Genomic DNA, 19,555 nt, shown 5'->3' with positions numbered 1-19,555 from the left:
AGCCCCGGGATTGCAGGAAGATGGCAGTCGCGTGACGTTTCGATGCACGCCATCCCGAGCCCTCATTCCGGCCCGCACATCAACTTCGGCGCCCCTGCATTCGCGTAGAATCTCCGCCCTATGAAACCCGATCGGTATGCCGGCGCAACCCCGCAGCGCGCGTCGCTGATGTCATTCATTGCGATCGCGCTGGCGCTCAGCCTGTATCGCGTGGGCGTGATCATTCACCTCGGCCTCGACCCCTACGTCGATGAGGCTTACTACTGGGGATGGGCGCAATCACTGGACTGGGGCTATTACTCCAAGCCCCCCATGATCGCCGCGCTGATCGCCGGCTCGATCCAGCTTTTCGGCGATCACCTGCTGGCGATCAAGGCCCCGTCGCTGATCCTCTACCCGGCCACCGCAATCGTCATTCGCCAGCTCGGCTGCAGGCTGTTCGACGATCGCGTCGGCTTCTGGTCCGGGCTCGCCTTTCTGACCATGCCGCTGACCGCCACCCTGGGCCTGTTCGTCAGCACCGACGCACCGCTGCTGTTCTTCTGGGCGCTCGGCATGCTGCTGCTGTGGCGCACGCTGCAGCAGGGCACGGTGAAGCAATGGGTGGGCATCGGGGTCGTCTGCGGATTGGGCCTGATGTCGAAATACACCATGCTGGCCTTCGTCGGCTCGGCTTTCCTCGTTCTGCTGGCAGATGCCAACGGGCGTCGTCAGCTGACGCGACCCGGCCCCTGGATTGGCGCCCTGGTCGCGCTGGCGATGCTGGCCCCCAACCTGTGGTGGAACTGGCAGCACGACTTTCCGACCCTCCGCCACACGGCCGAAATCACCCGCATCGGCGTTGGCGGGCGGGGCTTGAATCTGGATGAATTCGTCGAGTTCGCCGGCGCGCAGCTGATCTCCTTCGGGCCGCTGCTGATGGCCGGCCTGCTGTGGGCCTTTCTTCGCCCGCAGCCCGCCTGGGTCGAGCCACGTTTCCGCTTCCTGCTGCTGTTTTCCCTGCCGCTGCTGGTCATCGTCAGCCTGCAGGCGCTCACCGGCCGCGCCAACGGCAACTGGTCAGCCCCGGTGTATGTTTCCGCCAGCGTCCTGGTGATCGCCTTTCTCGCGCAGCGGGCCAGATGGAAGCTGGCGATCATTGCAGTCGCACTCAACGCGGTGCTGGGCATCGCCGTCTATCACTGGCCGGACATCGTTCAGCTCGCGGGCAAGACGCTCAATGGCCGCAACGATCCATACAAACGGGCGCGCGGCTGGAATGAGCTGGTCACGCAGGTGCGCCCGCAACTCGCAGCCCACCCCGACGCGGTGCTGGTCGGCGACGATCGCGAACTCCTGGCGCAGCTGATCTACGGCCTGCGCCCGAGCCGCTACGCGCGCTGGCAGGCGGACCCGCACATCATCGACCACTACGGCCTCACCGTGCCGCTGGGCACCACATCGGGCGACCCGGTGCTGTTCGTTTCGATCAGGCCGGACATCGGTGATACCGGCGCCTGTTTCGAATCAGTTGAAAAAATCGCGGACGTCGAGGTCGCGGTTTATCAGAATTTTCACAGGAGGGTGTCAATATGGCTGCTTAAGGGCTTCAAGGGCTATTGAAAAGCAGCACATGCACAACGCACTCTCAACACCTTCGCGCCGGTTCCGTACCTGGCTGGACATGCATCTGGTCGACCACGGCTGCGTACGCGCGATTTACAACAATTTCCATCCGCTCGGCGGCGGCATGTATCGCTGCAGCCAGCCCAGCCCGCGCCAGATCCGCAGGTACCGCGACCGTTACGGCATCCGCAGCATCATCAACCTGCGCGGCGTGCACGACTACGGCTCGTACTTCTATGAAGAAGAAGCCTGCACGCAACTCGGCATCAGGCTGATCAGCGTCAAGCTGTATTCCCGCACCCCGCCCTCGGTGGCCGAGATACACCGCATGCGCGACATCTTCGCCGGCCTCGAGTATCCGGCCCTGATCCACTGCAAATCGGGCGCCGACCGCGCCGGGCTCGGCGCAGTGCTGTACCGCGTACTGCACCTCGGTCACCCGGTGAGCGATGCCATCAGCGAACTGTCGTGGAAGTACGGCCATTCGAAACGGGCCAAGACCGGGATCCTGGATTTCTTCTTTGCCACCTATCTGGCGTACAACGCGACCCGGCCCATCGCCTTCATCGACTGGGTTGGCACCGTGTATGACGAACAGGCGCTCAAGGTGAGCTTTCGCGATGAGGGCTTTTCCAGCCTGATCGTGGACAAGGTCCTGCACCGCGAATGAAAGACTCGCTTTCGCTCTACCGCCGCCTGCTCGGCACGCTGCGCCCGTATCGCAAGGTTGTGGTGCTGTCGGTGCTGGCCATGATTGCGGCCGCCTCGCTCGAACCGGTGCTGCCCGCCCTGCTCAAGCCGCTGATCGACGAGAGCCTGATCGGCAAGAACCACACGGCACAGTGGCAGATCCCGCTGTTCCTGATGCTGGCCTTTCTTGGCAAGGGCATTGCCGAGTATGTCGCCAACGTCTCCAGCCAGTGGATCGCCAACAAGGCCATCACCGACCTGCGTCAGGCGGTGTTCCGCCACCAGCTTCACCTGCCGCTGTCGGTGCATCAGGCCGAGTCGGGCGGGCGCATGCTGTCACGCATTCTGTACGACATCCCGCAGGTGGGCGCTGCGCTGTCGAACGCGTGGATCATCGTCATCCGCGACAGTTTCGTGATCCTCGGCCTCACCGCGTATCTGGTCTATACCGCCTGGGAGCTCACGCTGCTGATCCTGGCCATTGCACCGGTCGTGGCGTGGTTGATCCGGGTAGCGAGTCGCAAGCTGCGCGGCTCGAACCGCGACATGCAGCTGACCACCGGCCGTGTCACCGGCGCGGTGGAAGCCTCGCTGTCGGGTATCCGCGAGGTCAAGCTGTTCGGCACCCACGACTACGAGGACGAGCGCTTCGCCAGCCTGGCCGAGAGACTGCGCAAACAGACCATGCACACCGTCCGGGTGTCGTCCGCCAACGCACCGCTGGTGCAGGTCCTCGCCGCGGCGGCCGTGTCGGCGGTGATCTGGACGGCGTCTGCGCTCTCGGCGGAAAACAGGTTGAGTCCGGGCGAGTTCGTCTCCTTCGTCACCGCGATGTCGATGCTGTTCGAACCCATCCGGCGCCTGACCAACATCAACGCGGTCATCCAGCGCGGACTCGCCGGCGCGCAGAGCATTTTCGAACTGCTCGATACCGCAGGCGAAACGGACACGATCGACACCACCGGGGCCACGCGCCCCCGCGCACGCGGCGAACTGTGTTTCGAGCAGGTCGGGTTCGGCTACCCGGGACAGAACGGGCTGGCCCTGGACGGCTTCGACCTGCGCGTGCAGCCGGGCGAAACGATTGCGCTGGTCGGCGCATCGGGCAGCGGAAAGAGCACGCTGATCAATCTCATCGCACGCTTCTTCTCACCGCAACACGGCCGCATCCTGCTCGACGGCGAGGCGCTCGACACCCTGCCGCTGGGCTGGCTGCGCGCACAACTGGGCTGGGTCGGCCAGCATGTCGTGCTGTTCGACGACAGCGTCGCCGCCAACATCGCCTACGGGCAGCCGCAGACCGCGATTGCTCAGATCGAGGCCGCCGCGCGCGCAGCCCATGCGTGGGACTTCATCCAGGCCCTGCCCGAAGGCCTCGCCACCCGTATCGGCCCCAACGGCAGCCAGCTTTCGGGTGGCCAGCGCCAGCGCATCGCGATCGCCCGCGCCTTTCTGCGCAACGCGCCCATCCTGCTGCTCGACGAGGCCACCTCGGCACTCGACAATGCGTCGGAGCGCGCGGTCAAGAACGCGCTCGACACGCTGCGCAAGGATCGCACCGTGCTCGTCGTCGCCCACCGTCTGTCCACAATTCGCGATGCGGACCGCATCGTCGTGATGGAGCACGGCAGGATCGTGGAGTCGGGCACGCACGAAGCACTGGCCGCAGCCAACGGAAGCTACGCCCGCCTGCTCGCCAGCGGTACTGACATCGCCCCCGCCACCACCGCCGAACCGGCAGCGGCACCGCAGCCGGCGCCCTGAACAGAACGCCATGCCGCGCACCACTGCACTCTACTTCGTTGCCTCACCGCTGCAATACCTGGCCGCGCGCCGCATCGCTGCCACGGCGGAAGCCGGTAGCCGCCAGGTGCTGGTCTGGTACAAGCACGGCGTCGCTTCGATCATCAAACCCGGGGAATGGGACGCGGCAAGCTACATGTCCTGGCCGCGCTGGGAGCCCCTGCCGGGCGTGCTCGGACGGCACCGCCGGCTGCGCGACAACATCGGCCTCGTCGCCGGGCTCGTCGGCCACTGCGACACCCTGCATATCCACAGCGCGGTGTTCGACACCGAGGCCATCAACTACTTCCTGCGGGCGCTCCCCAAAGCCTGCGGCGCACGGACGATGCGCGCGCGCATCCTGCCCGACGGCATCATCAGCACCCGCCGCTACCCGCTGAGCGCAGGCAAGCGGCTGGCCCAGCACGCGCGCAAACTGCGTCGACTGATCGCCCCCGAGCTCGACTACTGGTGCTTCGACGGCGACCGCATCGGTTCGGACGCGGCCTTCTGTGACCGCATCTACGTGCTGCCCGGACTCCCGCACGAATACCCGGCGGGAAAAGTGCATGTATTGCCGCCGCTGGTCGAAGCGGCCGCGGGGCAAGCCGAGCCGGCCGGCACTGGCCGCCGCGCGCTGGTGATCGGGCAGCCGCTCACCGGCTTCGAACTCATGTCGCCAGCCGATCTCGCCGCGGTAACGGGCGAGATCCGCGCCTGGCTTGCAGACCATGGATTCGACGCTATCGATTACAAGGGGCACCCCAAGGATGCACAACGGGAACTCTCGCACCCCGATTACCGGGTGATCAGCCCGGAGCAAGCGCTGGAACTGTTCATGGCTGGCACGCATTACGATGCGGTGCTTGGCGTGCGCTCATCCGCACTGCTGTTCGCGCGCCAGATCTATCCCGCAACGACGCCTGTCGAGGCCTTCGGCTGGTCGCGCATCCGCTTCAAATCCACCGCCGAGAAGCAGGACATGGAGCGCACCTTCGCCGCGGTCGGCGTCGTCACGCATCCCTGAACATCGATCATGAACGCAGTCCTGACCCCGACGTCCCCGCGCTCTGCCGATACGCACCGAGCCCTGCGCGTGTTCTGCGATTTTGCAGTCTGGCTCACTTTTGCAGGTCTCGTCAGCCTGCGCGGTGCAGGCAGTCCGGGCACGATGGCCGCCCTGCTGGCAATCGTCGGCCTCGCGCTGCTCGTGTACCGGAAGGATGCGGACCGCAGCGATCTGAAGATGGCAGCCCTGTTCCTGGTGCTGCCAGTGCACGATGTGCTCAACATGGCGCTGACCGGCTGGGACCCCGGCATGCTCGACAAGTCGGGCAGACTGGTGCTCGGCCTCTTTACATACTTCGCCATCAGCCGGACAGGCATCCATGCACGATCACTGCGATGGGGGGTCATCGTCGGCTGCGTCGCCGCTGCGGCGCTGGCCGCATACCAGGCGCAGGTGCTCGGCCTGGAGCGGGTCAGCGGCTTCATGAACGCCATCCCGTTCGGCAACGACGCCCTCCTTCTCGGATTTCTCGCGCTCGCTGCGTGGATCGTGACCCCGAGGACCGAGAGAACGCCGCTATTCCAGACCTGCACCCTGATCGCGCTCGGCTGCGGCATCTATGCCTCGTACGCGTCCGGCACCCGCGGCGGATGGGTCGTGGCGCCGGTGCTGATCTGGATTCTGAGCCTGGGTGCGAGAGACATGCGACGCAGCCTTCGTACCGGCGTGACGATCGGCATCCTGTCGCTGCTGATCATCGGTCTGGGCCTGCTACCGGTACTGAGCGAGCGCACCGCGGACGAGCTCAGCAACGTCATGGCCGTCCTTACGACAACCAAAGAGGACGCGGCGTCGATGACGCTGTCGTCGATCGGCACCCGGCTCCACCTCTATCGTGTTGGCTTCGACGCCTTCATGTCCCGGCCGGTGCTCGGCATCGGCGTCGCCAACCTCGGTGATTACCTTGCAGCAAGCGCGCAGACGGGCACACTCAACCCCGCCGCCGCGCACTTCACTCACCTGCACTCAGGCATCGTGGATACCCTCGCCCGCGGAGGCCTGCTCGGGCTGGCCGCGCTGGCGTATTTCGTGATCGGTCTGGCCCGGCATTTCCACCGGGCACTCGTCACCTCGGGCGATGACGATGTGCGCTACTTTGCGCTGACCGGACTGCTGTGCATTGCTGCGGCGTTCCTGTTCTCGCTGTCGAACGTGTTTTTCCCCGCCATCGTCGGCACCAACATCCTGATCATGACGCTGGCCGTACCCGCGGGCGCACTCGCCTTTCGCACCCGCCAGCTCCGATGCACAGACCGACCGGGTGCAAAGAAAGGATCCGTATGAACACACGCGAACAGGACGGGATTTCCGGCCTCAGGCACTACCTGGAAGGCAAACGGGTGGTGGTGATCGGAAACAGCGAAAGCCAGTTCTCCCAGCACCTCGGTGCGCGCATCGACGCCCATGACGTGGTCGTGCGCATGAACCTCGGCTCGATTCGCGCCCCCGAGCATCAGGGCAGTCGCACCGATGTGGTGTTCACGTCGTCGGAGAAACTCAGCGCGGCGATGATCGACGACTGGTTCAAACCGTCCTGGGTGGTGTGGGCCACGCCAAAGCGCGAGAAGATGCCCGACCTGAGCGCGCTGGGCGAGCGCCTCGTGCTGCATCCGGTGCAGATCTGGGAAGCACTTCACGCCCGCATCGAGCCCGCTCGCCCCTCGACCGGGCTGATCGCACTGAACTTCCTGTTCAATCACTGCAAGTGTGCCGAGCTGGCCTTTGCCGGCTTTGACTTCTTCGCCAGCGGCACCTTCTACAACCGAAAGTTCTTCGGCCTCATCAAGCATCCGCGCAAGGCATCGAAACCACACGACGGCGCCGAAGAACAGCGCGTCGTCGCCGACATGATCGCCAGCGGCCGCGTGCACAACCTCGCCCAGGCAGACTGAAACCATGACCCGCTCTTACCGCGTGGCGATCTTCAACGACACCCGCCGCACCTCGCATTACGGCTGCGAAATCGTCATGGAAACGCTGATCGCAAACCTGGTTGAGCGTGGCATCAAGCCGACGTTCTTCTGGCCCGTAGGCGCGGACTGGCGCGGGCGGGAAGACGTCGCCGCCGCGCTGCGGACGGTGGATGCCGTCATCGTCAATGGCGAAGGCTCGATCCATCACAGCGCGCGCCGCGATCGCGCGCACTATCTCACCGAGATCGCCGCCTTCGCGCGCACGACGGCGAACATCCCGTCCTTCCTCGTCAACAGTTCGCTGTTTGAACTCGAGCCGAAGATCATCGACAACCTGCGTCACTTCGATGCCATTTATCTGCGCGAAAGCCGCTCGCTCGCTGCACTCGAGGGCAGCGGCATCGAGGCCGCAATCGTCCCCGACCTGACGCTTCTCACCCCATTTCCGAGGCGGACGGGTCCGCGCACGGGCGTCCTCGGCACGGATTCGGTCAAGGCCGACCTGGCCGCCCGTCTGAAGCGCCTCAGCAAGGCCAGGGGATGGGATTACAGCAGGCTGACCCACGCGGCCTTCCCGAGTCGCGCCGAGCATGGCACGCGCGAATACCTGCGCCGGGGAGCGAAGTGGCTGCATGCGGTGCTGACCGTGCGCAATACGCGCGACCGCAAGCGCTTCGTCGCCTGGCTCGCCACCCATCAGCTGCTGTGCACCGGACGCTTTCACGCCGTGACCCTGGCACTGGCCACGCACACCCCCTTCCTCGCGCTTGCATCCAACACCCCCAAGATCTCCGGCCTGCTCGAAGATGTGTTCGGGCACGACAGCCGGGTCGTTTCGCTGAGCACGCTGGAAGCCGTGTCCGACCCGTCCGCGCACATCTTCAGCGCCACGGAAGAGGTCGCACTGACGGCCTTCCTCGAATCAGCCCGGATCCGCGCCGCAGCCATGTTCGACGCGATCCGCAACCGGCTCGACAGCACTCGCACCGGCCAGGCGCACTGACCAACAGTCCGCCCACGATAATTCAACACCTTCTTCACATTCGTGCGGGCACATTGAGTCCATGGACTCAATGGATCGCATTCTTCTCATCCGCAGCTCGGCCATCGGCGACATCGTGTTCGCCTCGCCCTTTGTTGGCGCCTTGCGCCGGCGCTATCCCGCCGCACACATCGCCTGGCTGGTCGAACCGGGCCTGGACGGACTGCTCGCTGCCGACCCCTGTATCGACGAACTGATCCTGTGGCCGAAGGCCGAGTGGAAGCAGCTGTGGCGTGAGCGTCGTTTCGGCGAACTGTTTCGCCGCGTGCGTGCCTTCACCAAGGCACTCAGGGCGCGCAAGTTCGATACCGCAATCGACCTGCAGAGCCTGCTCAAGAGCGGGCTGCTGGCGTGGATGTCGGGCGCCGGACGGCGTATCGGGCTCGCCTCGCGCGAAGGCAGTCAATGGCTGATGACCGAGGTGCTGGCAGCTGGCGGGACGCCAGGCCGGGTGAGCTCGGAGTACCTGCATCTGGCGCAGCACCTGAAGCTGGACACCCGCGACTTTTTCCCGCGCCTGTTCGTCGCCACGGAGACCGAAGACAAGGCCGGCACCCTGCTCGCCACGCATGGCCTGCATGCAGGCCGCTACGCCGTCTTCGCCCCGTTCACCACCCGCCCGCAGAAACACTGGTTCGAGGATGCCTGGCTGGCGCTTGCCGCACGGGTCCGTGACGAGCTCGGCCTGACTCCGGTCATTCTCGGCGGCCCGGCCGAACGCGACCCCGCCCAACGCATGGCCGCGGCCATGCCGGGTGCCGTTTCGCTGGCGGGCATGACACGCCTTCCGGAAGCGGCGGCAATCGTCGCCCATGCGGGCCTGGTGGTCGGCGTCGACACCGGCCTCACCCACATGGGTCCGGCTTTCAACACCCCCACGGTCGCCCTGTTCGGCTCCACCCGCCCCTACCTCGACGCCGGTCGCAGCAATTCACGGGTGATCTGGCTCGGCCTTCCGTGCTCGCCGTGTCGGCGCAACCCAAGCTGCAACGCGCGCTTCGACTGCCTGCGCGCGATCTCTCCCGAGCGTGTGATGCACGAAGCCCGCTCCGTCCTTCACGAGGCGATCGCCGCATGAAAATCCTGCACATCGAAGCCGGGCGTCACCTTTACGGCGGCGCAACCCAGGTGCTCTATCTCATGGAGGGGCTCGCACGCCGCGGCGTCGACAGCCTGCTGGCCTGCCCAACCGGCGCCGGCATCGCAACACCGGCCCGGGCCTTTGGCAAGGTATTCGAGATGCCGATGAAGGGCGACGTGGACATCGGCCTCGTTCTGCGCCTGCGTCGCCTGATCGCAGCCCAAAAGCCCGACCTCGTGCATATTCACAGTCGACGCGGGGCCGACGTCTGGGGCGGACTCGCGGCCCTTCTCTGCGGCGTGCCCTGCGTGCTCTCGCGCCGGGTGGACAACCCCGAATCGCCCTGGCTGGTCGCCGCGCGCTACCCGCTGTACGACCATGTCGTCACCATCTCCGAAGGGATCCGCCAGGTCCTGCTGGCAGAGGGACTGCCCGACGCCAAGACCAGTTGCGTGCGCAGCGCGGTCAACGTCCGCCCCTATCTGCGCGACTACGACAAGGCTGCCTTTCGCGCCAGCCTCGGACTCGCCCCCGACACACCTGTACTCGGCACTGTTGCCCAGCTCATCCCGCGCAAGGGTCACCGCCACCTGCTCTCGGCCCTGCACGACGTTCTGCCCCGACATCCCGATCTGCAGGTGCTGATCTTCGGCCGCGGCCCGATGGAGAACGAATTGCGGCAGGCGATCGCCGATCAGGGGCTGGCGCGGAACGTGCGCATGATGGGCTTCGTCGACGATCTACCAGCCGTCCTCGGCTGCCTCGACGTCCTCGCCCACCCGGCCGACATGGAAGGCCTCGGCGTCTCTTTGCTTCAGGCCTCGGCCGCGCGGGTGCCGATCGTCGCCAGCCGCGCCGGCGGCATTCCCGAAGCCGTGCGCGACGGCGAGAACGGCCTTCTGATCGCGCCGGGAGACATCTCAGAACTGGGCGTCGCGCTGAACCGTCTGCTTGACGACGCCACCCTGCGGCAGCGCATGGGCGAAGCCGGACAGGCCATGATGCTGCGGGAGTTTTCGGTGGACGCGATGTGCGACGGCAACCTGAGCGTGTATCGTTCCGTCCTCAGTCCGCAGCTCTACGGTGCCGGGTCCCGCCACCATCCAGGCTGATCCCTGCCGCGCCATCGCTTGCGGTGCGCCAGCCTGGACTGGCGGGCACGGGCTGATCTCGCCGCAGCCCCACCCGAGTCCGGACTTGCAATGAAATCCCTCCACATTATCGGCAGCAAGCAGATGGGCGGCGCCGAGCGCTGGTTCTCCCGCTTTCTGCCCGCCATGAGTCGTCAGGGCGAAGACGTTGCAGCCATCGTGCGCAAGGGCTCCGAGCTGGCGCAGCATCACATGGGCGCCATTCCCTTCTCCACGCTGCCGCTGCGAACGGTATGGGACCCGCTGTCGCGGATGGAGCTTGCGCGTGCCATCGAGCGCAGCGATGCACCCATCGTGCAGACCTACATGGGCCGCGCCACCCGCCTCACCCACCTTGAGCCGGGCCTGGGCAAGGTTCATGTGTCGCGCCTGGGCGGCTACTACAAGCTTGGGCCTTTCCATCACGCGCACGCCTGGATCGGCAACACCCGCGGGCTGTGCGACTGGATGATTCAGGGCGGCCTGCCGGCGAACAGGGTATTCCACATCACAAACTTCGCCGACCCTGCGCGCGCGGTGCCCGTCACCGAGCTCGACGCGCTGCGCCGGCGCCTGGACTTGCGCAGCGACGACTGGCTGATGCTCACTGCCGGACGTCTGATCGACGTCAAGGGCCAGCGTTTTCTGCTGGAGGCAATGGCGAAGCTGCCGGCGCAGATCGAAGGCCGGCGCCTGCGCCTCGTGGTGCTGGGCGACGGCGACCTGCGCGCGCCCCTCGAGCAGCAGGCCAGGCAACTCGGCATCGCCGACCGCATCATCTGGGCGGGCTGGCAGCACGACCCTGCGCCGTGGTTTCATCTCGCTGACATGGTGGTCTTCCCGTCTCGCGACGCCGAGACCCTGGGCAACGTCATCCTCGAAGCCTGGGCCTATGCCAGACCGCTCGTGGCCACGGCCTTCCGCGGCGCGCGCGAGATTGCCCGCCACGGCGAAGACGCCTGGGTTGTACCCTGTGACGACAGCGGCGCGATCGCGCACGGCATCGAGACCGTGATGCATGACGCGGGGCTGCGCGAGCAGATGGTGGCTAAAGGAATTGCCCGCATTCGCGACGAGTTTTCCGAAACTGCAATCATTGCGCAGTATCGTTCGCTGTACGCCCAGTTGCTGGAAAATCGCTGACATGCAGCCGCACATCAATATCCTCATGTACCACCAGGTCGGCGACTTTGCGCCGATGAAGGCGCACCAATCGACCTACTGCAACCACCGCCGCTTCGCCGCCCAGATGGCGTGGCTGGCGCGCTTCGGCTATACGGTGCTGTCGATGGATCAGGTGCTCGCATGCGTGCGCGGCGACACACCGACCCCGCCCAGAGCGGTGGCCCTGACCTTCGACGACGGCTACGAGAACTTCTACGAATACGCCTTTCCCGTGCTTCAGCGTTACGGGTTTCCGGCCATGGTGTACCTGATCGCCGACATGCTCGGCCAGCCCTCGTCGTGGTTTGCGGACGATGGTCGCGACACCCCGCCGCTGATGAGTGCCGCCCGCATCCGGGGGCTGCGCAAGGCAGGCATCGATTTCGGTTCGCACTCTGCGTCGCATCAGAAACTCGCCAAATGTGACGACATGCGTATCGTGGAAGAGGTCACGCGCTCGAAGGCGGTGCTGGAAGACGTGCTCGGCGAGCCGGTCAGGCACTTCTGCTACCCCTACGGCAGCCATGACCTGCGCGCGGTCAATGCCGTCGCGGCAGCGGGCTACCTGACGGCAACCACATGTGCGCGCGCCCCTGCCACACCGACCGACGACCCGCTGACCCTGCCGCGCAAGGCGATCTCGCATGGCGACAACCTGCTCGGCTTCCTGTGGCGGCTGCACGTCAAGAACACACCGCGCAACCCGCTGATCCGCCGCCCCGGTTTCGCAAACGCATGAGTCGTCGCCCGCCCCGGCGGACGCCATCGTTCACACGAATACCGGCTCGGGCTCCAGCATGACGCCGAAGCGCGCATGCACATCGGCCTGGATGGCGGCGGCGATTCTGGCCACATCCTCACCCCTGGCGCCGCCACGATTGACCAGCACCAGGGCCTGGCGCTCGTAACAGCCGACGGGCCCGAGGTCGCGCCCCTTCCACCCGGCCTGTTCGATCAGCCAGCCGGCGGCGAGCTTGATCCGGCCGTCGGCCTGCGGGTAGTGCGGCAGCGTGGGATGGGCGACGAGCAGGCGGGCGCAACAATCGGCCTCGACCACCGGGTTCTTGAAGAAGCTGCCGGCATTGCCGATCTCGACCGGATCGGGCAGCTTGCGCCGACGGATGGCGATCACCGCGTCGGAAACATCCATTGCAGTGAGCGTGTCTATCCCCTTGTCGGCCAGCTCGCGCTCGACATCGGCATAACGCGTCAGCGGCACCCAGTCACGCGCCAGGCGGAAACGGACACGCGTCACCAGCCAGCGCCCCGGCTGCTGCTTGAACACGCTGTCGCGATAGCCGAAGCGGCAATCCTCCGCGACGAAAACGCGTTCGCTGCCATCGTCGAGGTCGATCGCATCGAGCGACTCGAAACGGTCGGCCATCTCCAGCCCGTAGGCACCGATGTTCTGTATCGGTGCCGCACCGACGGTGCCGGGAATCAGCGACAGGTTTTCCAGCCCCGGCCAGCCCTGCTCCAGCGTCCAGCGCACGAACGCGTGCCACGGCTCGCCGGCCCCGGCCTCCACGATCCGGTGCGTCGCGTCCTCACGCAGCAATCGACGGCCGTCAATTTCCATCCGCATCACCGTGCCGGCAAAGTCACCACGCAGGATCAGGTTGCTGCCGCCGCCAAGCACCAGTCGGGGCTGCTGCGACCATGCGGGATTTGCCAGCACATCGCGCACATCATCGGTCGAGCGCACGCGCACCAGGCATGCGGCACGCGCGCTCAGACCGAAGGTATTGAGTGCCGACAGATCGGCCCCGAGTGTGCGATTCGCCATCTCAGTGCTCACGCTTCACGATTGATCATTTTTCCAGTGCAGCGGCCGGACCCACACCGCTGATCGGGAACAGGCGGTCGTAGCCGAGATTGAAGAGAAAGGCATAGACGGTGTAGGCAAGCGCGACCGCGACATCGGCAAGCAGCGCCGGCCACCATTCCAGACCGGTCCACACCATGAGCACCGGCAGGGTGAGCATCAGCAGCCCGCCCTCGAACAGCACCGCATGCAGGCAGCGCTGTGCGAAGGGCCGCCGGTCCGCGGTGCGCCCGGTCAGGCGCCCTTCGATCCAGTCGTACGTGGTGTTGAATCCGCCATTCCAGAGCGCAGCCACGAGCGCAAGGACGGCCAGCAAACCGGCAGAGTCGATCAGCGGCACACCGCTCGCCCACGCAAAGGGCGGCGTGACCAGCAGCAGGCCTCCGAGCTCGAAGAGCAGGATCTGCCGCAACCGATCGCGGAACGAGCGCATTTTTGGAGGAGACACCGACACGCCGAAGCCCTTATGGAAGAGGCATGGAAGATAGGCCGCCCGCAGCCGGATTGCAAACCGGCCCCGGCCTTTCCCATGTGTGGTGACACCGGGGTGACGTGCCCCCCGCAGCCGTCCTGCGCGCCCCTGCCCTCAAGTTGCGCAGCCCCGGCAACTCACTCTGCTGCGAAAGCGGCAAGCGCCTGTCCGAGCTCCTCGGCAGAAACGCCCTCGCCGAGCGCAGCAACCTCGCTCGCATCGCCGCCTTGCTTGAGGCCGGCAATGCACTGCCCTGCTTCCCGGGGCGACTCGAAGGCGCGGCTCTGCAGCAGCAAGCGACCATCGGCACTCATCAGCTTGAAGTAGAACTTTCCATCCGCCTCGCGGTACTGCTTGAACTGGGGCAGCGCCTGGGCTTTCGGGCGCGCGGTGGTGGCCGCAGTGCTGACGACATCGAGCCGGCGCAAGCCGACCGCATGGCGGATCTCGGCAAGAAACGGCGTGGCGATGGCGCGGGCCTTGGCCGCCCCCTCATGCAGTTTCTCCTCGATCAGCGCAGGCTGGGCAATGAGGGTTTCGTAGTGCTCGCGCATCGGCGCCACCGTCGCTTCGATGCGTTCGAACAGCGCCTGCTTGGCCTCGCCCCAGGCAATGCCTGCGGCGAATGCGTCGCGCATGGCAGCAGTCTCGGCGGGCGTGGAAAAAGCCTGATAGAGCTGGAACAGTGCCGAGCCCTCGGTTTCCTTCGGCTCGCCCGGCGCACGCGAATCGGTCACGATGGAGGCGATTGCCTTCTTCATCACCGCAGACGGGGCGAACAGCGGAATCGTGTTGTCGTAGCTCTTGCTCATCTTGCGCCCGTCGAGTCCGGGCAGCGTGGCCACCGATTCGTCGATGGCGGCCTCGGGCAGCGTGAAGTGCTCTCCATACTGGTGGTTGAAGCGGGCAGCGATGTCACGTGCCATCTCGATGTGCTGGATCTGGTCACGGCCAACCGGCACCGAATGGGCCTTGAACATCAGGATGTCGGCAGCCATCAGCACCGGGTACATGAACAGGCCCATATTGACGCCTGCGTCTGGGTCCTCGCCTTCGGCGACGTTCTTGTCGACCGCTGCCTTGTAGGCATGCGCGCGGTTGAGGAGGCCCTTGCCCGCATTGCAGGTCAGCAGCCAGGTCAGTTCGGGAATCTCCGGGATGTCCGACTGGCGGTAGAACCACACACGGTCGGTATCGAGCCCCGCGGCAAGCCAGGTGGCCGCGATCTCGAGCGTGGACCGCTGCACGCGCTCGGGATCGGAGGTCTTGATCAGCGAATGATAGTCGGCTAGAAAATAGAAGCTTTCGGAGCCGGGCTGGCGGCTGGCCTCGATCGCCGGACGAATCGCGCCCGCGTAGTTGCCCAGATGTGGCGTTCCGGAAGTGGTGATTCCGGTAAGGATCCGTTTTACGGCCATGATGCAGTCCGGCAAGTCAAAGGCGGGGAGTTTAGCGCCTTGGCAGCCCGGACGGGAGACGACATGCGTGCCAATCGCAGCGGAGCGAGGTCAGGGAACGCGACTATTTGCCCGGATCCGCCTCGGGCTCACCTTTGATGCCACGCACCAAAGCCTTGCTCCCGTCGCGCGCCGCATGGCCGACGGAGCGCGCACCCTTGCCCACGGTGCTGGCCGCATCACGCGCGACGGAACCCACGCTGCGTCCAAACTCGGCGGCGCCATGACCGATCTCGCGCCCGACTTCGCGCGCATCCTGGCCCACCTCGCGCAGCGTCGATCCAACGGCATGTCCCACCTCTTCACTGGTGCTGGCCGCAGCCGCCGTCGCGAACACGCTGCCACTGGCCAGCACCAGCGCAGCGCACGCAAGTGCGTGCATTGCGCGCGTTCTCACATTCGTGTCATCGCACTGTTTCATCATATTCATGCTCCATCTGCATGCAATGGGTCTATGCTTCATACACGGAGAAGCTCCCGCCACAGAGGTTCGGCTCAAGGCTGCATTCTGTCGTCGAGCCGGTGTTTTTCAAGACTAGCGCAATGCAATCATGTTGACGGTAATCAGGCGTAAGCGTTCTCCAGCGCGCAAGGTCGCAATTTGGGTCAGCGCGTTTTGTGCAGTACAATATTTGCTCAAATTATATTTGCGCAGTCGCACCCCTCTCCGCTTCGAAGCATGGACAGGCTTCGCGACTGCCCGCCGCGATGCTCCCACACCTGCTACCGATTGGCTCACTGCTTGCCGGTACCGCGCTGCTGTTGCTCGGCACCGGCCTTCTCAATACCGTCATCGCGCTGCGAGGCAGCCTGGAAGGCTTCTCGGATGCCACCCTGGGCCTGATCGGCTCGGCCTACTTCGTCGGCTTCTTTGTCGGCACCTTCGCTGCGCCGCCCGTCATCCGCCAGCTCGGACACATCCGGGCCTTCGCCTTCTTTTCTGCGGCTACCGCAGTGTGCGTGCTGCTGCACGCGCTGCTGGTGTCTGCACCGGTGTGGATGCTGCTGCGCGTTGTCACCGGCATCACCCTGGTCGGGCTGTACATGGTGATCGAGAGCTGGCTCAACAGCCAGTCCTCCCCGGAGCAGCGCGGGAAGATCTTTGCCGTCTACATGGCAGTCAACCTCGGTGCGCTCGCCCTGGCGCAACAGCTGTTGCGCCTTGGCTCGCCGGCCGAGTTCGGGCTGTTCGCGATCGCGTCGATCTTTGTCGTGCTGTCCTTGATGCCGGTCACCGCCACCCGTTTTTCGCCGCCCGCCCTGAAGCCGACACCGCGGCTCGGTCTTGGCCGGCTGTGGAAGGCCGCACCGGTCGCCTTTGCCGGCGCAGTGCAGTCCGGGCTGGCAATGGGGGCCTTCTGGGGCATGAGCGCGGTGTACGGCGGCCGTATCGGTCTCGATTCCGCCGGCGTCGCCCTGCTGATCACGGTGTCCATTCTTGGCGGTGCGCTGCTGCAGTGGCCCATCGGCCATTACTCGGACCGTGGCGACCGTCGCATCGCCCTCGCCCTCGTCGCTGCCGCGGCGAGCGCCGCCGGCCTGCTGTGGGCCGCACTGGGACAGTTTGGCGAAATGGTGCTGATCGGCGGCTTTCTGTTCGGCGCGGCCTCGTTCGCAATCTACCCGATCGTGATTGCCCACCTCATCGATCACCTCTCGCACGACGACATCCTCTCGGGCAACGCGGCCCTGCTCCTGCTGCACGGGGCCGGCGCCGCAGCAGGTCCGACCGTGGCCGGTGTGCTGATGGGCTGGCTCGGCCCGATCGCCTTGCCACTGCATTTCATCCTGATGCTCACCCCGCTCGCGCTGTTCGCCTGGTGGCACGCACGTCATGGCAAGGACGTCATCGTCGAAGAAGCCGCGCATTTCATGCCAATGATGCGCACCTCGCCTACAGTACTGGAAATGATGACCCCGGCCGATGCGCCAGAGCATGTTGCACCGGCCACAGACAAGACCACACAATCCGCATAAACCAGACCAACAAGTCGGCACCCGTGTCGGCGTTCACCCACAAGGAGAACCGCACATGCTGCTCGCAACCGATCTCGATGGCACCTTTCTCGCTGGCCATCCCGAGAACCGTCAGCGCCTGTACCAACTGATTGCCGCCCACCCGGAGATCAAGCTTGCCTTTGTCACCGGCCGCGGCCTGGAAGTCGTGCTTCCCATTCTGTCCGACCCCACCATCCCGGTGCCGGACTACATCATCTGCGACGTCGGCGGCACCATCGTCGATGGTCACACCCGTCAGCCGGTGCAGCCGCTGCAGTCGGACATCGATTCGCGCTGGCCGGGCGAACGCGCGGTGGCCGAGGCCATGGCGCACTTCGACGGGCTCGAGCGCCAGGAAGTCCCGCAGCAGCGCCGCTGCTCCTACTTCTGCGACAGCAACGCGATCACCACCGACATCCAGCGCATCGCTGCCCAGCTCGGCTGCCAGGTGCTGTATTCGGCCGATCGCTACCTCGACATCCTGCCGCGCGGCGTCAACAAGGGCAGCACCCTGTCCTCCCTGGTTCAACACCTCGGCATCGACCGCGACGAAGTCCTGGTCGCCGGCGACACCCTGAACGACCTGTCGATGTACGAAGCGGGCTTCATCGGCGTGTGCGTCGGCGAATCCGAACCGGCCCTGCTCGACGCCACCCGCGACCGTGCCCGGGTCATGCATGCGCACCACACCGGCTGTGGCGGCATTCTCGAAGCCATGGCGCATTTCGGCTTCCTCGGCCCCGGCGGCATCGATGCCGAAGTCGGCGCGATGGACGCGCCCGGCAAGGCCGATCTGGTCATGGTCTATCACCGCCTGCCCTACGAGGAAGTGTTCGAGAACGGCAAGGCCATCCGCCGCCGCCCGACCTCGCCCAACGGCATCATCCCCACCCTGCTGTCCTTCTTCAATGGACGCAAGGGCTCGTGGGTCGCCTGGTCGGTTCATGACCGGAAGAAGGGCATTCCCTTCGAAACCCATACCGAAGTCGACCGCGAACGCTACCCCGACCTGCTCGCGGCACGCGTAGCCCTGACCAAGGACGAAGTCGATACCTTCTACAAGCGCTTCTCCAAGGAAGCCTTCTGGCCGACGCTGCACACCTTCTGGGAGCGCGCGATTTTCCGCGAGGAAGACTGGATCGTGTTCATGAAGGTCAACCGCCTGTTCGCCGAGCGCACTGCGGCCGAAGCCGCCGAGGGCGCCGTGGTCTGGATCCACGACTACAACCTGTGGATGGTGCCGGCCTACCTGCGCGAACTGCGTCCGGACCTGAAGATTGCCTTCTTCCACCACACCTACTTCCCCTCGGCCGACGTCTTCAACGTGTTGCCGTGGCGACGGGAGATCATCGGCAGCCTGCTGCAGTGTGACTACATCGGCTTCCACATCCCGCGCCAGGTCGAGAACTTCGTCGACGTGGCGCGCGGCGTGGCTCCGCTCAAGGTGCTCGAAACCAAGGCCTGCGCGCCGCGCTACCTGACTTACGGCTGCGCGGTCGGGCTCGATGAGGTCACCACCCAGATCGAAGTCCATGGCCGTCGCATCGGCCTTGGCGCCCATCCTGTGGGGCTCGACATCGGTCGCGTGAAATCCGCGCTCGACGCGCCCGGCGCCGCTGCGCGCATGGCGGCCCTGCGTCGCGACCTCTCGGGCACCCGTGTCATCCTGTCGGTGGAGCGTCTCGACTACACCAAGGGCACGCTGGAGAAGCTGATTGCCTTCGAACGCCTGCTCGAAGAGCATCCGGAGCTGCACGGCAAGGTCTCGCTGCTCGCAGTGTGCGTGCCGGCAGCCAAGGAGATGACGGTCTATGACGAGTTGCAGACTCGCATCGAGCAGGCTGTCGGCAAGGTGAATGGCCGCTTCGCCCGCGTCGGCTGGACACCGGTGCAGTTCTTCTTCCGCCCGCTGCCCTTCGAAGAAGTGGTGAGCTGGTACGCGATGGCCGACGTGATGTGGATCACGCCGCTGCGCGACGGCCTCAACCTCGTCGCCAAGGAATACGTCGCGGCCCAGGGGCTAACCGGTGGTCATGGCGTACTCGTGCTGTCCGAGTTCGCCGGCGCTGCTGCCGAACTGCACGGCGCGGTGCTGACCAATCCGCACGACATCCACGACCTCATCGGCAAGCTCTACTTCGGCATCGCAATGAACCGCGCCGAGGCCGAATCACGTCTGCGCGAACTCTTCGATGTGGTTCAGCACAACGACATTCAGCGCTGGGGACAGGACTTCCTCGATGCCGTCGTCGCCCAGCAAACAACCCAGCCACTGGACACGGACTCTGTCCTGGCCGACGATTCCGAGCCGGCTGCCGCCTGAGTTG

The 19,555-nt window shown here is 65.6% G+C and carries 17 protein-coding genes; 13 read left to right on the top strand and 4 right to left on the bottom strand.

Annotated features, from left to right (window positions below):
- Nucleotides 1-120: 120 nt before the first annotated feature.
- The 11 genes from AC22G6_RS00845 (at nucleotide 121) to AC22G6_RS00795 (ending at nucleotide 12,215) form a co-directional block, all read left to right on the top strand.
- Nucleotides 121-1,602 (top strand): ArnT family glycosyltransferase, encoded by a 1,482-nt coding sequence (locus tag AC22G6_RS00845; RefSeq protein ID WP_487365213.1) that lies wholly within the window; start codon nucleotides 121-123, stop codon nucleotides 1,600-1,602.
- Between the two features lie 10 nt (nucleotides 1,603-1,612).
- Nucleotides 1,613-2,275, top strand: coding sequence for a protein-tyrosine phosphatase family protein (locus tag AC22G6_RS00840; RefSeq protein WP_487365212.1), 663 nt, complete (start codon nucleotides 1,613-1,615; stop codon nucleotides 2,273-2,275).
- Nucleotides 2,272-4,059 carry a lipid A export permease/ATP-binding protein MsbA gene (msbA, locus tag AC22G6_RS00835; protein ID WP_487365211.1) on the top strand — a complete coding sequence of 596 codons (1,788 nt, stop codon included), beginning with the start codon at nucleotides 2,272-2,274 and terminating at the stop codon, nucleotides 4,057-4,059. Before AC22G6_RS00840 ends, msbA begins: the two co-directional genes overlap by 4 nt.
- 10 nt (nucleotides 4,060-4,069) lie before the next feature.
- Nucleotides 4,070-5,104, top strand: coding sequence for a hypothetical protein (locus AC22G6_RS00830; protein ID WP_487365210.1), 1,035 nt, complete (start codon nucleotides 4,070-4,072; stop codon nucleotides 5,102-5,104).
- Between the two features lie 9 nt (nucleotides 5,105-5,113).
- Nucleotides 5,114-6,430 carry an O-antigen ligase family protein gene (locus tag AC22G6_RS00825; RefSeq protein ID WP_487365209.1) on the top strand — a complete coding sequence of 439 codons (1,317 nt, stop codon included), beginning with the start codon at nucleotides 5,114-5,116 and terminating at the stop codon, nucleotides 6,428-6,430.
- Complete coding sequence (locus tag AC22G6_RS00820) at nucleotides 6,427-7,038, top strand: glycosyltransferase family 29 protein (RefSeq protein ID WP_487365208.1); 612 nt, start codon at nucleotides 6,427-6,429, stop codon at nucleotides 7,036-7,038. Before AC22G6_RS00825 ends, AC22G6_RS00820 begins: the two co-directional genes overlap by 4 nt.
- A 4-nt stretch (nucleotides 7,039-7,042) precedes the next feature.
- The gene (locus tag AC22G6_RS00815; protein WP_487365207.1) at nucleotides 7,043-8,062 is read left to right on the top strand and encodes a polysaccharide pyruvyl transferase family protein; all 1,020 of its coding nucleotides are present in this window, start codon (nucleotides 7,043-7,045) and stop codon (nucleotides 8,060-8,062) included.
- A 70-nt stretch (nucleotides 8,063-8,132) separates the two neighbouring features.
- Nucleotides 8,133-9,179 (top strand): glycosyltransferase family 9 protein, encoded by a 1,047-nt coding sequence (locus tag AC22G6_RS00810; RefSeq protein WP_487365206.1) that lies wholly within the window; start codon nucleotides 8,133-8,135, stop codon nucleotides 9,177-9,179.
- Nucleotides 9,176-10,294, top strand: a complete 1,119-nt coding sequence (locus AC22G6_RS00805; protein ID WP_487365205.1) for a glycosyltransferase family 4 protein — start codon at nucleotides 9,176-9,178, stop codon at nucleotides 10,292-10,294. Before AC22G6_RS00810 ends, AC22G6_RS00805 begins: the two co-directional genes overlap by 4 nt.
- Nucleotides 10,295-10,384: 90 nt before the next feature.
- The gene (locus tag AC22G6_RS00800) at nucleotides 10,385-11,455 is read left to right on the top strand and encodes a glycosyltransferase (RefSeq protein ID WP_487365204.1); all 1,071 of its coding nucleotides are present in this window, start codon (nucleotides 10,385-10,387) and stop codon (nucleotides 11,453-11,455) included.
- A 1-nt stretch (nucleotide 11,456) separates the two neighbouring features.
- Complete coding sequence (locus AC22G6_RS00795; protein WP_487365203.1) at nucleotides 11,457-12,215, top strand: polysaccharide deacetylase family protein; 759 nt, start codon at nucleotides 11,457-11,459, stop codon at nucleotides 12,213-12,215.
- A gap of 30 nt (nucleotides 12,216-12,245) precedes the next feature.
- On the opposite strand, the gene murB is transcribed toward AC22G6_RS00795, so the two are convergent.
- The 4 genes from murB to AC22G6_RS00775 all read right to left on the bottom strand — a co-directional run bounded on the left by murB (nucleotide 12,246) and on the right by AC22G6_RS00775 (nucleotide 15,660).
- Nucleotides 12,246-13,262 carry a UDP-N-acetylmuramate dehydrogenase gene (murB, locus tag AC22G6_RS00790; RefSeq protein ID WP_487365202.1) on the bottom strand — a complete coding sequence of 339 codons (1,017 nt, stop codon included), beginning with the start codon at nucleotides 13,260-13,262 and terminating at the stop codon, nucleotides 12,246-12,248.
- Nucleotides 13,263-13,287: 25 nt separating this feature from the next.
- Entirely contained in the window at nucleotides 13,288-13,734 is a 447-nt protein-coding gene (locus tag AC22G6_RS00785; protein ID WP_487365201.1) for a PACE efflux transporter, read from the bottom strand.
- Between the two features lie 176 nt (nucleotides 13,735-13,910).
- Nucleotides 13,911-15,191, bottom strand: coding sequence for a tryptophan--tRNA ligase (locus AC22G6_RS00780; protein WP_487365200.1), 1,281 nt, complete (start codon nucleotides 15,189-15,191; stop codon nucleotides 13,911-13,913).
- Between the two features lie 103 nt (nucleotides 15,192-15,294).
- The gene (locus tag AC22G6_RS00775; protein ID WP_487365199.1) at nucleotides 15,295-15,660 is read right to left on the bottom strand and encodes a hypothetical protein; all 366 of its coding nucleotides are present in this window, start codon (nucleotides 15,658-15,660) and stop codon (nucleotides 15,295-15,297) included.
- A gap of 278 nt (nucleotides 15,661-15,938) precedes the next feature.
- On the opposite strand from AC22G6_RS00775, the gene AC22G6_RS00770 reads away from it, so the two are divergent.
- Nucleotides 15,939-17,207 (top strand): MFS transporter, encoded by a 1,269-nt coding sequence (locus tag AC22G6_RS00770; RefSeq protein WP_487365198.1) that lies wholly within the window; start codon nucleotides 15,939-15,941, stop codon nucleotides 17,205-17,207.
- A 55-nt stretch (nucleotides 17,208-17,262) separates the two neighbouring features.
- Complete coding sequence (gene ggpS, locus AC22G6_RS00765) at nucleotides 17,263-19,551, top strand: glucosylglycerol-phosphate synthase (RefSeq protein WP_487365197.1); 2,289 nt, start codon at nucleotides 17,263-17,265, stop codon at nucleotides 19,549-19,551.
- Nucleotides 19,552-19,555 lie beyond the last annotated feature (4 nt).

The organism is Parazoarcus sp. PS-13 R2A (genome assembly GCF_057621855.1).
The sequence above is the reverse complement of the archived record's forward strand: the minus strand, read 5'-3'. Positions and strand labels throughout refer to the sequence as shown.